The sequence below is a fragment of the Victivallis sp. Marseille-Q1083 genome, from assembly GCF_903645315.1.
Classification (GTDB): domain Bacteria; phylum Verrucomicrobiota; class Lentisphaeria; order Victivallales; family Victivallaceae; genus UMGS1518.
Genome location: NZ_CAHJXL010000002.1, coordinates 85,302 through 99,169 on the forward strand (window position 1 = coordinate 85,302; position 13,868 = coordinate 99,169).

The following is a 13,868-nucleotide window of genomic DNA, read 5'->3' on the forward strand; positions in this document are numbered from 1 at the left end:
TCATGAATATGAGCTTCATTTTAAAAAGGACATTTGAAATCCTGTTTTTAAGCTCCGCTTTGACAGGTATAGCGGCCCAAGACCCTATGGAATACTGGATGACTATTTATGCCGAATCCGGATCTATCATCCATCATTATAAAGAGGATGTTGTTCCACAAACAGCATTAGTGCTTTATAATAAAGTAATCGAAAAAGAACCACCGCCGGCAATCGCGGCAGAAATTGAGTTGCTTAAAGCTCAATTGTTATATTATGGAGATAGAGAAAAAGAAGCATTGGAAATTATTGATGCAGGCAAAGAAAACTATAAAGTTTTAATGCCGGATTGGATTGCATTAAAAGTACAGGCCGCTATTGAGTTCAGAAAGCCGAAGGAGAATTATTATGAAGCAGTCGTTGAGCTGGGAGCATTGATTCCGTTTTCCGGAATTGGAGTAGAAAGAGATAAGATAATATCACAGCGTCCTGATGATTCTATTGATCCTGAGGATGGAATTTATTCAAGAACAACCATTTCTCCAAGAGAGGCTATAAATATTGCCAATGAATTTAAAAAACTGAAAATGACATCAGATCAAATTAATTTCATACTGATTGCTATTTATTACAACCCTCCATGGATTTATGGAATCCCTAATACAACGTGGGAGGAAATTGCTGTTGCTGAAAAAAAATTAGGACATGAACGTCTTGCCGCAATTGCTTTCCTGCGGGCTGCGCAGGCTAATCCGGAAAATTTGATCAATTTACAACAGAAATTTAAAAAAAATTATTCCAAAATTGAAGATAAACATGATCAAAAAATACCACAAATAGTTGCAGAAGAAATCGCCAGAACATTAAGTAGATCGCGTTATTGGCCTTGGTCAATTGAAATTTTAAAACGCTCTGATGTAATCAATAACAATTTGATAAAGGACAACAGCAATGATTTTAAAATAAGTTTGCAACATATAATTAAATTTTTTCCAGAAGAGTATCGTTGGGGAAAACGAATATCAGAAATAACTGATTATGGTGATTTTCATTTACCTATGCCAACCGAAACATTTTGGAATGAATGGAGTCTTTACCAAGCGAAATAAAGAGAAGTAAGGCCTAAATAAGTATCTGATGACAATAACAGGTTTTGAGATGAAACTATTGTTTTTATTGCTTATGAATATGACTGTAACTTTGTCCGCCGCGCATGATCCAATGGAGCGTTGGATGGAGCTATATGCTGAATCCGGTAGTATAGTAACCATTGGAGGAAAGAAATTGATCCATTGATTGCTTTAGCCTTATATGAAAAGATTATCAATGAAATTCCTCCGGCGGAGATCGCACCGGAAGTAGAATTGTTAAAAGCTCAACTATTATATTATGGTGGTAAAGAAACAGAGGCATTTTCAATCATTGATGCTGGAATACAAAAATACAAAACATTGTTGCCTGATTGGCTCGCGCTTAAATTGCAATCTGCGACAGAGAATGAAGAAATTAATAAATATTTTCAATATACTATAGAATTGGATTATATACTTCCAATTTCGTCGTCTGGACTTCGCATGGATACATATTTATCTGCACATCCTAAAAATTCAATTCCTCCTGAAGATGGTATTTATTGCTATGAATCGTTACGGGCAAATAAAATTGTAAAAATAATTGAAAAATGTAAACAAAACTGTCTATATACTGATCAAATAAACCTCCTATTAATTTCCATATATGCTTATTCCCCATGGCAGAGAATACCGAAGTCAGCCTGGGAGGATATTGCCATAACAGAACGGAAGCTTGGTCATGATAACCTTGCGATTATCGCGTTTTTGCGTGCCGCGCAAGCATCCCCTGACAAATTGGCCGAACTGCAAAGCATGATGAAAGCGTCATATGCCAACGTCGATGACGGCTCGAACGATAAAATCCCTTACCAAGTTGCCGATGAAATGGCTGACGAATACAATAAAGGATATTGTTGGCCATGGGCCATCGATATCCTGAAACGAGCAGATAAGGTCAATACATCAAAACTCAAGAAAACGGTTGAAGCCTTTAAAGAGAGTTGCCGGCATATTCTTAAATTTTATCCGGAGGAACACCGGTGGGGAAAACGGATTGCCGATATTAAAGATTACGAGAATTTCCACCTACCGAAGCCGACGGAGACTTTCTGGAATGAAGAGACCTTGTATCAACCTAAAAATCAATAATCAAGGTTATTGTGTTAAATCAGTATCAAGTGGAGAGTCAAAGAACTTTCCACTGAACAATTGAATTTATGCCCAAGGGCTTTTGAACGCATAGAATCATCGGTTCGAGCCGATCACTACGCTGGAATTGCGCGTGGTCGTCGATCAGATTCACAGTTAGAACAAAAGTATTGAAGAGTTAAACCAGGCAATTGATGCCCACAGCAGTAAAATGGATGGCTTCGACAATCTGAAGTCCCTCAAGAGAATCGGTTCGAAAGGCGCGACAATCCTGCCGTCGACGATCGGCAATGTGCAGAATTTCCGGTCGGCAAAGCAATTGGCCGCTTATATCGGGATCATGCGCGAGATTCGTCGTCGAACGCGGGGAGGCGGCTGTTTTCCGGATGGCAACTCGGCATTGATACTGGTCGGCGCCAGATTGCGGCATATTTATTCCAGTAAATGGGTAACTCGACAATATATGGACATCAAAAACTCTTTGAGAGGGACGCTGAGTAAATATCCTGAAGTTAACCAGATACTCAACTGGAGATTTCAAAGGTGCGTATAATTTCGGACACTCCTGTAGCGAAACATGCTGCATCTCTCCCGCCCAACTGCGTTTCAGATAAATCCCATCAAGGAAAATATACGGATATGAGTCAATTAAAGGGACGCTGCTGCCATTCTTCAATGTTGCTGTAAATCTTCTGATTCTGCTCGTTTACGGTGCTTGCGCTGACTTTCGCGCCCCACAACGCCTCGGTGATGTCCTCGACCCGGCGCACCGACACCCCGGCCAGATACATCTCTACCAGCGCTTTCGCCAACGAGCTCTCACGGCGCTTATAGCGTTCGATGATCTGCGTCTCGAACGGTAGCGAACGAAAACGTGGAACTTGCAGTTCCAGCTCGCCCTCCCCAGTTATCAGCTTGCGTGGATAGTTGCCGATGCGGATGTCCTGACGGTCAGGGCTGCGCTCATAGAGCCCGGCTCCGCATATTGCGTCTGCTTCGGTATTAATAAGATCATTTTGATTATTAACCTCAAAATAAATTAATTTCATTTTTTGTCATTTGCCGCTTGAATATTCTGAAATAACGTTTCTCGTAAATATTAGGGCAATATTCCTTTTCTGAAAATTACGCTGTTAGCCAGCGTTGTTGATATGGTTCTAAAAATTTGAGAGATTTATACTTTCGATAGCATCATATTAACTGCATCGGCAGAGAGGGAACTAGTCATGAAGCATCTGGGAACTCTGGTCGTTGCGATTGCCCTTGCGACAACCGCAAGTCTCTCCGCACAGGCAGCCACCTACTATGTCAACGCCTCCCGTCCTGACGACAGCGGCAGCGGCTTGAGCGAGTCCGCCGCCAAAAAATCGATCAAAGCCGCAGTCAACGCGGCAAAAGCCGCCGCCGGCGATCACCTCATCCTGGTCAAGCCCGGGACCTACACCGGAGCGGACAACCGTGAAATCGAATTCGGCGGCAAAAACATCCAGCTGAGGAGCACGGCCGGAGCGGCAACGACGATCATCGACCTGGCGCAGTCCGGCCGTTTTTTATATCTGCACAACAACGAAACCAAAGCCGGCAGTTCGCTGGAAGGTTTTACCATCCAGAATGGCAACTACAGTTCTGGAACGGCACTTACTTTGAGTTCAGCCGGTCTGACGATCAAGAACTGTATCTTCAAAGACAACCGCTATACCGGCGGCGGCGCGGTTTCGACGTCTGGCGGCGACATCGACATCGTTGGCTGTAAATTCATCAACAACATCCAGGCGTCGAGCAGCGGCTATCCGGGAGGCGGGCCGACCAGCGGCGGCGCGTTGATATCCAACAACGGCACGGTGTCGGTAACCGGCAGCGAGTTTATCGGCAACACCGGTTACAACGGTGGTGCGATTTTGAGTTACGGCGCGAGCTTCACCATCAGGCAGAGCAGATTCACCGGCAACACGGCGACCGGTTACGGCGGGGCGCTGTATGTGATGCAGGCGAGTTCGACCGCGCCGGTCACGATCCTTGAAAACAGCCTGTTTACCGGCAACACGGCGGCCAGCGCCGGCGGATTCGCCCAGCTCAACGGCACCGTGACGATCAAAAACTGCACCATCTATGACAATATCACCAACGGTACCTCCAGTTCCAGCGTCGATCTGGCATTGAACAGCAATATGTCTTTGTACAATACGATCCTGATCGGCAAATTTTCCGGCACCCCGGGAACGATTCAAAACTGCTGCACCAATGCGACGGTCACCGGCGCCGGCAACCTCAATGCCGATCCGCAGTTGACGCCGGTCGGCTGGTTGACCGCGTCCTCGCCGTGCATCAACGCCGGCAGCAATGCCAACGCGGCGTCTCCTGACCTGGCCGGGCAGGCCCGTCCACAGGGCGGCACGGTCGACATCGGCTGTTATGAATGGAAAGACACCGACGGCGACGGCATCCCCGATGCCGTCGAAACCGCCGCCGGGTTGAATCCGAACAGCGCGGCCGATGCGTCCGGCGACGCCGACAACGACGGCCTTTCGAACCTGCAGGAGTTTTTGCTCGGCACTGATCCCGGCAAAGCCGATACCGACGGCGACGGCATTGCCGACAAAGCGGAAATCGATCAGGGTTACGATCCGTTGAAATACACCCGGATTATTTACGTCAATGCGGCGCGGCCCGACGACAGCGGCAACGGCCTGACGCTGGCGACGGCGAAGAAAACCATTGCCGCGGCGGTGGATTTGTCCAAAAGCAACGCTTATGAGAACATCATCAAGCTCAAGGGCGGCACTTACACCGGAGCATCCAACAAAAACCTGGATTTTGCCGGCTGTAATATCAAACTGATGAGCATCGACGGCGCGGCTTCGACGATCATCGACCTGGAAAACTCCGGCCGGTTTTTATATCTGCAGAAAGGGGAAACCACCACCAGCCGGCTTGACGGGCTGACGATTAAAAACGGCAGCAACACCTATGGAGCGGCGGGATATTTGAATAACGCCGGGCTGACGATCCGCAACTGCGTGATCGAAAACTGCACCTCCTCGTCGACCGGCGGCGGTTCGTTTGCGGCGGTTTACGCATCCGGCAAGCCGGTCATCATCACCGGCACCGTATTCCGCGGCAACTCCGGCCCGACTTCGACGATGGGCGGGCCGATGGGTTCGGGCGGCGCGTTGGTGTTGACCAACGCCGGCCCGAGCGAGGTCAGCGATTGCACCTTCCAGGGCAACATGGGTTATTACGGGGGCGGCATTTATGTGATGGGTTCGCAAGTCGTCATGAACAATAACCGTTTCCTCGGCAATGTGGCCGGCTACCAGGGCGGCGCGGTTTACGTTACCGGCGGGATGACCGGCCCGAGCGGATCCCCGACCGGGGTGACGATGACCAACTGCCTGCTGCTCAACAACCGGGCGCAGGACAATTATTCGGACCTCTACGTGCCGGGCGGCAGCAGCAATACGCTGACCAACCTGACCGTAGCCGGCGGTTCGGCGAAGAACGGCATCAGTTGCGATTTCGAAGGCAACACCACATTGACCAACTGCATCATTCAGGGGCAGATCAAGCTGACGACCAGCAGCAGCTATACGATCGCCGCCGACTACAACTGCACGACGACCGATTTGAGCGCCAAAGGCAGCGGCAACATCATGAGCGATCCGGCGCTGACCAAAGGCGGCTACCTGAAAAAAGGTTCGCCGTGTATCAATGCCGGCACCGCCACCGGCGCGCCGGCCAGGGATATCGACGGGATGGCCCGCCCGGTCGGCGCCCGGCCGGATATCGGCTGCCAGGAGTTCAAGGACACCGACAACGACGGCATTCCGGACAACATCGAAACCGCCGCCGGACTGAATGCGTCCAGTGCCGCCGACGCGACGCTTGACAAAGACGGCGACGGCCTGAACAACCTCAACGAATATTATTCCGGCACCAACATCAATAAAGCGGACACCGACGGCGACGGCATCAACGACAAAGCGGAAATCGACCAGGAATCCGATCCGCTGACGCCGACCCGGATCGTCTATGTCAACGCTTCCGGCGGCAATGATTCCAACAGCGGCACGACCGCCGCGACCGCCAAGAAAACCATAAATGCGGCCATCGCCGTCTCCAAGACGGCCGGTTTCGACAACGTGATCAAGCTGGCGGCCGGGACCTATTCCGGCGACGGCAACCACACGCTGGATTTCGGCGGTTACGATATTAAAATCCAGGGCGCCGGGGCCGCGTCCACGATCATCGACCTCGGAGGCGCGGCGCGCTTCCTGACTCTGCAGAAAGGCGAAAGCCTGAACAGCCAACTGAAAAACCTGACTTTCCGCAACGGCTATCAGTCCGGCAGCGCGACAGTGGTTTATGCCAACAACGCACAGATATACCTGCGAAACTGCACCTTTGCCGACAACCATTCGGGCGACCCGAATGCCGCCGGCGGTTCTGGCCCCAGTTCGGGCGCCAGCTACAACACCGCCGCCGTCTATGCCGGCGGGGCGATGCCGGTCAAGGTGGTCGCCTGCAGCTTCGTCAACAACTGTTCCTTCAACGCGATGGGAGCCAGTGGCGGCGGCACCGGCGGGGCGATCATCATTTCCGGCAGCAGCACCGGCAGCCGGATCGACAACTGCACCTTTACCGGCAACTACGGATACAACTCCGGCGCGATCGGATTGACCGGCGCCCAGGCCAGCGTCACCCGAAGCCGGTTCTACAACAATATCGCGGCCGCTTACGGCGGCGCGGTCTATGTCGGCAGCGGCATGGGCGGTCCCAGCGCAACCGTACCGAAAATCAGCATGGTCAACTGCATATTGATCGGCAACCGGGCGCAAAACAACTATTCTGACATTTACGGAGCGGGAACCGCCCAGGTGGCGTTGTCCAACGTAACGATCGCCGGCGGTTCGGCCAAGAGCGGCGGAAGCTGCTATTTCGACACCGCCCCGACGATCATCAACACCATCTTGCAGGGTGACGTGGTGCTGAAAAGCGGCGTCGCCATCAACGGCAAGAACAACTGCGTTTCAATGCCGTCGGCAACGTTCGGAACCGGCAGCATTACGGCCGATCCGATGCTGACCCGGGCCGGCTATCTGCAGAAGGGTTCGCCCTGCATCAATGCCGGCAGCAATGACGCCGGCACCGCCACCGTCGATATCGACGGCGTCGCCCGTCCGGTCGGAGCCAACAAAGACATCGGCGCCCAGGAATTCAAGGACACCGACAATGACGGCATTCCGGACAACATCGAAACCGCCGCCGGGCTGAATGCGTCCAGCGCCGCCGACGCGACGCTCGACAAAGACGGCGATGGCCTGAACAACCTCAACGAATATTATTCCGGTACCGATATCAATAAAGCGGATACCGATGGCGACGGCGTCAACGACGGTGCCGAAACCGCCGCCGGGACCGATCCGTTGATCGCGTCGAAGGTCTATTATGTCAACGCCGCCTCCGGGAACGACAATAATTCTGGCCTGACGACGGCGCAGGCCAGAAAGACCATCGGCGCGGCGCTGGCGCTGACCAGGAATCCCGGTTACGAAAATGTCGTCAAAGTGATGCCGGGCACCTACGTCGGCGACGGCAACCACACTTTGGATTTCAACGGTTATGACGTCAAGCTGCTCAGCACCGGCAGCGCCGCCGATACGATCGTCGACCTTGGCGGCACGGCGCGGTTTCTGACCCTGCAGAAAGGGGAAAGCCTGAACAGCGTCCTGAACGGATTCACGATCCGCAACGGCCACCAGGACAGCAGCGGCACGGCGATTTACCTGAACAACGCCCAGCTCGATATCCGCAACTGCGTCTTTGACGGCAACTTCTCCGGCCGGATCATCCAGCCCGGCGATCCCTCCTATCCGGGCAGCGGCAGCGGCGCCGCGGCGATTTATGCCAGCGGCCGGCCGATCCGGATCACCAACACCCGGTTCTTCAACAATCGCGCCTCCGGGATGGGGTCGATGGGAAACGCCGGGGCGCTGTGCGCGATGAACATCGGCGATTCGATAATCGACCGCTGTGAGTTCATCGGCAATGACGGACCGAACGGCGGAGCGATTCAATTCGCCCGCGGCACGCTGACCGTCACCAACAGCAAATTCCTGCGCAACCGGACCGATTACAACGGGGGAGCGATCAACGCCGGCAACTACATGGGCGGCGGCGGCACCACGCCGACGACACTGGTCCTGAAGAACTGCCTGTTCCTGGACAACAAAGCCAAAAACGATTACTCCGACCTTTACTCCGGCAATGGCACCATAACCAGACTGGTCAACGTGACGATCAGCCGCGGCGGAAGCAAGAACGGGGGCAGTTGTTATTTCGACAGCACGACCACCATCGACAACAGCATCGTCAACGGCCCGGCGGTATTGAAAAACGGCATCCCGCTGATCGCGAAATGCAGCCAGAATCCGGCCGACTGGTCGGCCTATGGCGCCGGTAACATCACCGCTGATCCGATGCTCTACCAATGCGGCTATCCGGAACCGGCTTCACCGGTCGTCAACGCCGGTAAAAGCGCCACCATCGTCACTCCCGACCTGGACGGCACGCCGCGCGCTGCCGCTTCCGGCGGCATGGGGTGTTATGAGTGGAAAGACACCGACGGCGACGGTATTCCGGACGCGGTGGAAACCGCCGCCGGCTTGAATCCCTCCAGCGCCGCCGACGCGACGCTTGACAAAGACAATGACGGTATCAATAACCTGACCGAATTTCAAATGGGAACTAAAATCAATGTCGCCGACACCGACGGCGACGGCATCGATGACGGCGATGAGTTGGCGCTTGGCTACGATCCGACCTTTTTCACCCGGATGATCTATGTCGATACCAATAACGGCAGCGACAGCAATAACGGCTTAACCCCCGCGACCGCCAAGAAATCGATCGGCGCCGGCGTCGCCAACGCCAAGCAATCCGGGTGCGAGAACATCGTCAAGGCGCTGCCCGGTACCTACTCACACGAATACGATAAAAACCTCAACTTCGGCGGCTACGACATCAAGATTCAAAATGCCGGCAGTCTGACCGAAACGGTCATCGATATCGGCGGCGAAAATCCATTGCTGACACTCTCCAACGGCGAAACCACCGACAGTTGGCTGGACGGTTTCCTGTTGACCGGCAGCGACGGCTCCGACGCGGTGATCACCCTGACCGACAGCGGTCTGACGATCAAAAACTGCCGGTTCGCCTACAATAACCTCAATCAGCCCGACTGGCCGGATCGACCGATGGATTTCTATTACGGCGCCTACGGAATGATTCGGGCGACCAATTCCACTTTGCGGCTTGATAAAACCGAAGTGATCGACAATGTTCAGAACCCTTACGGTAATTTCCTGTGGAGCTCGAAGAGCAATATCACCTTTGACAAGTGCCGTTTCCAGGACAACGATCTCGGTTCCGGCACGCTGGTGATGTTCGGCAACATCTACATGGGCGGCCCGACCCAGAACCTGGAACCGGTGACATTGACGATGACCAATACCGTATTCGCCCGCAACAACACCAGGTCATCCGGACCGGTGATCAAAATTAGTGACAAAGCTATTTTGACCGGCGTCAACTGTTCGCTGGTCAACTGCGCGAACGGGATCGCGCCGGTCGTTCAGAACGACGGCGAGACCACGTTCCTGAACAGCATCATCACCGACTCGGTAGCCGGTAATATCCCGGTTTTTTCCTATTGCTGCACCGCCGAGGATTACTCCGAAAGTGGCACCGGCAACATCGTCTATGCCGGCGATCTGTCGGTGCTGGGCTACCTGAATGCCGATTCCGCCTGCATCGACGCCGGCACCACGGCCGGCGCACCGCCGGACGACATCATCGGAACTGCCCGTCCCCAGGGCGGCGGTGTCGATATCGGCGCGGAAGAGTTCTGCGATGCCAACAATAACGGTATCTCCGATTACTATGAATACATCTGCGGCGGTACGCTGGACCCGGACGCCGATGATGATGGTGACGGGCTTTCCAATCTGCAAGAGTATCAGATGGGATTGGACGCGTCCAACCCGGATACCGACTGGGATGGGATGCCGGACGGCTGGGAGGTGGCCAACGGCCTCAATCCGTTCATCGACGACAGCCGGGAAGACGCCGACGGCGACGGATTGATCAACGTCGAAGAGTATATCAACGGCACCGATCCGAACAACCCCGATACCGACGGTGACGGCCGTAACGATTACTGGGAAGTCAAAGAAGCCTTTTCCAATCCGCTGACGGCCGAGTTCACCCCCGGCGAAACGGTGCTGCAGTCGATCAACGGCAACGGCTTCTCCAACAGCGCCGGAGGATGGGAGAATGAAGGGAATTCGACCTTCGCCCGCGGCCGGCGCGGCTGGGTGCAGTATAACTTCAACATCGCCGCCACCGGCGTTTACGTCATCGATGTCGAAATCGCCGAGCGGATCGACAAGACCACGCCAGGCAGTTTCCAGATCGCCGGTTATGTCGACGGCGCCTGGAGCGCCACCCGGGTGGTCGAAGTCACCCACGGCACGCCGCAGAAGCTCGAATTCTTCCTGCCGAAGCTGGCCGCCGGCAGCCATACGCTGAAGCTTGATTGGCTGAACGTCTACCGCAACACCACGCTGCAGATCAACAAGGTCCGGGTGTTGAAGCTGAACGGCAAAGACACCAACAACGACGGGGTGGCCGACTGGGTCGACACCCGGATGAACAATATGTGCAACGTCACCGTGCCGGCCACGACGCCGACTTCTCCGGTCTGCATCGAAGGCGCCAACGCCTCGTATATCGAGCAGATCACCATCACCGGATATTACACTCCGGACGGCCAGACGCGGGACCCGCCGGTCACCCGCCGCACCGCCTTCAACAACTGGTATGCCGACGTGCCGTTGAATCCGAATTCCAGCAGTGCGCTGACCATCAATGTCGCCTATCAGAACGGAGCGAAAACGATCGCCAGGTCGGTGAGCTGGACGCCGACCGATGCCTGGAACACCTCGAACATCACGATCCGCAAGAATGATTCGCTGCGCCTGGCGGTGACGCCGCCGAGCGGTTTTGCCGGAACGGTGACGATGAAGGTCGAAGACCAGACCTGCACGGTGGCCGCCGGGCAGATCGTGCCGTACAAGTTCGAAAACGCCGGCAGGATTCCGGTGACGGTCATCTGCGCGCCGACCGTCGGCGCGCCGGAAACCCGGACGATGACCGTCAACGTGATGTCCGGAACGTTCAACCCCAATCCGGTGTGCGCGGTCGGCGTCGAACGCCAATGGTCCAATGCCGATCTCGGCGCCGACGTTTATCTGGAATTCGATTACAACATCGCCAGGAAGGACCGCAATCCCAACTCGTCGCCGCGGGTGTTCACGCTGCGGGCCGATCAACCGGGAACCGCCTACGTAACGGCGCGGACCGCCAAAGGCGGGCCGATCCTTGACTCCACCGAGATCAGAATCATTAACATCACTTCGCACCTCAACGACGGTTATCACCGGATCATCACCGACTTCGGCGATGGAACCGCGCTGTATGAGGGCTATGTGGTGCTCGACGAAGTGATTCCGGGACTGCAGGTCAAGGTGGTGCTGTGGGGATCGAACACGCTGTTCGAAGACGGCACCCGCGAAAAATGGCTCGATGCAAGCTCTTTCGACGCCTCCGGCGAGATGCACTACCGGATGCTGGCCGGACGCGGCTTCACCACCTGCCAGAGCCTGTTTCTCTACCAGGACGGCGTGCTGGTGCGACCGCTCCAATGAGGAGCGGTCGCGGCTGGTTGGCGTTTTCCAAGCGGCCACAATAAATGAGGCCGCTTGAGAATGGTTGGAAGAGTGTTGCAAAGGGAATATCATATAAAGGGATTTACCAAATGAAAAAGCAGATTTGGACACTGGCCGGGCTGGTCGCCGTCGGGCTGTTTACCTGGAATAGTTATGCCAATCTCCCCTGTGAAGGCGGGGAAAACTGTGAAAAGACATGTGGTTGCGGGGAAGATTCTTCTGTATCTGATACTGATATAGGGGGAGATAAACCAGGCCATAATAATGACAAAGAAGATGATAAAGTTTGTGAAAATAGCAAGGGGACTATTAGTTTTGCTGATGGTTCCGGAGGCGGGAATATCCAGCCTACTGCCGTCCGCATGGCGGGCAGCGGTTATACCAAAGTCAACAGTGTCGACATTTCGATCAATTTCGGCATTCCAGCCAATGAAAACATCGATGTGCTGGGGCGTTTCAGCATCTATACGATCGCGCCGAGTTCGGCGATTTATACACCTCAGACGCTGCAATACCTGAACCGTATGCTCGACCGGTTGACTATCGCGGTGACCAGACCGCCGATGGGCTCCTCCGGCTCGATGACCCACGAATTGTACGCGGCCGGAGATACGACGATCGGAATTCATCCGAATAATAATACAGCTGGAGCAAATAATGACGCCGGCGGAGCCACGCCCGGCCAGGGAACGTCAACCTTGAGCGGCACCTGTCCGGACTGCGGCGGCAACCACAGCGACATGGGCGGCAATACGGTCCGTCAGGTCAAGTTGCTGACCAAGGACCGCGAGGTGCTGATCTTCAATTTTGGACAGAATGAAAATACCGCCACGCTATCCGGCAAAAAAGCCTATTACAACTACCGGCTGCAGATGGTCAACGCTTCCGGCACCCCGGTGACCGATAATCCGACTTATTACGACATGTTCATCGGCGACGGCTATGTGATGCGTTATTCGGCCGAAGACGGCCAGGTGATATCCCTGACGACGCCGTTCGGCCGGACGATCAAGCCGGATTCGCCGAGCGTCGGACTGGAGATCATTTACGACGAATCCGGCAACATCAAGCAGGTGTGGAGCAGCGCCGAAGGACTGGCCGACGTCGTCGTCACCGATCCCGGCAACAGTTACGAGATCCGCATCTATCCGCCGGCCAATGCCGGAACCAAAACCAACGGCGCTTATGTGCCGACCGGCGATCCGCATACCGTCTGGAAGATTGAGAATCCGAATCCCGGCCAGGCCACCCAGGTCCAGGTCACCAAGTCGGTGACGGTCAACGGCGTAACCACCGATGAGGTGAGTCTTTACGATTACAGTTATGCGCAGGAAGGCTGGAAGCTGGATTCTCCGGACGGCCTGGAAGTCATCTCGCAGAGCACCAGTTGGAACTATTCCAAGACGGTGCGGACGATCAGCGAAACAGTTAAAACTGCCGCCGGCGAAATCGCCAGCAAAAGCACTCGCGTCATGCAGAAGTTCCCGTTCGGAGATCGCACCGTGGTCAGCACCCTCGATCCGGAAGGCGCCAACCTGCAGACGGTCTATACCTATTATTCCAGCGGCGGCGGCATCGGCCGGGTCGAAACCATCAGTTACCCGGACGGCAACTGGGTCTGGTACAAATACGATGATGAAGGCCGGGTGATCGAAGAAATCAAACCATGGAAAAACTCACCGCTGAAATCCCCGGCCAGCCAGGCCCGTTCAATCACTTATTCCTACGCGCCGCTGGACTCCCGCGACACCGTGCAGCCGAACGACGCCCGGCCGCGCTCCATTGAGGAAAAGATTCTCGGCGTCACCGTGAGAAAAGAGTTTAACGCACGCCTGTCCTAACAAACTTTTGAAAGGGTGAAAAAAGTGGAGCCAACTTGTCC

General features: G+C 54.4%; 5 protein-coding genes and 2 pseudogenes. 6 read left to right on the forward strand and 1 reads right to left on the reverse strand.

Translation table 11 applies throughout. The annotated features are described in order from the left end of the window. The first annotated feature begins 2 nt into the window (after window positions 1-2). From HWX74_RS16445 to HWX74_RS20330, 4 genes and pseudogenes are all read left to right on the forward strand, one after another. Window positions 3-1,088 carry a hypothetical protein gene (locus HWX74_RS16445; protein ID WP_176014680.1) on the forward strand — a complete coding sequence of 362 codons (1,086 nt, stop codon included), beginning with the start codon at window positions 3-5 and terminating at the stop codon, window positions 1,086-1,088. Between the two features lie 183 nt (window positions 1,089-1,271). Then, the gene (locus HWX74_RS16450) at window positions 1,272-2,201 is read left to right on the forward strand and encodes a hypothetical protein (RefSeq protein WP_176014681.1); all 930 of its coding nucleotides are present in this window, start codon (window positions 1,272-1,274) and stop codon (window positions 2,199-2,201) included. Window positions 2,202-2,412: 211 nt separating this feature from the next. After that, window positions 2,413-2,487: pseudogene (locus HWX74_RS20745) on the forward strand (hypothetical protein); the annotation flags it as partial. 51 nt (window positions 2,488-2,538) lie between these two features. After that, window positions 2,539-2,754, forward strand: a pseudogene (locus HWX74_RS20330) (hypothetical protein); the annotation flags it as partial. 91 nt (window positions 2,755-2,845) lie between these two features. Here the strand turns inward: HWX74_RS20330 and HWX74_RS16460 are convergent. Next, a complete protein-coding gene (locus tag HWX74_RS16460; protein WP_176014683.1) occupies window positions 2,846-3,250 on the reverse strand; it encodes a transposase in 405 nt (134 codons plus the stop codon). Between the two features lie 177 nt (window positions 3,251-3,427). On the opposite strand from HWX74_RS16460, the gene HWX74_RS16465 reads away from it, so the two are divergent. Together HWX74_RS16465 and HWX74_RS16470 are read left to right on the forward strand one after the other, a co-directional pair. Next, window positions 3,428-11,965 carry a choice-of-anchor Q domain-containing protein gene (locus HWX74_RS16465; protein ID WP_176014684.1) on the forward strand — a complete coding sequence of 2,846 codons (8,538 nt, stop codon included), beginning with the start codon at window positions 3,428-3,430 and terminating at the stop codon, window positions 11,963-11,965. 383 nt (window positions 11,966-12,348) lie between these two features. Next, the gene (locus tag HWX74_RS16470) at window positions 12,349-13,827 is read left to right on the forward strand and encodes a hypothetical protein (RefSeq protein ID WP_176014685.1); all 1,479 of its coding nucleotides are present in this window, start codon (window positions 12,349-12,351) and stop codon (window positions 13,825-13,827) included. Window positions 13,828-13,868 lie beyond the last annotated feature (41 nt).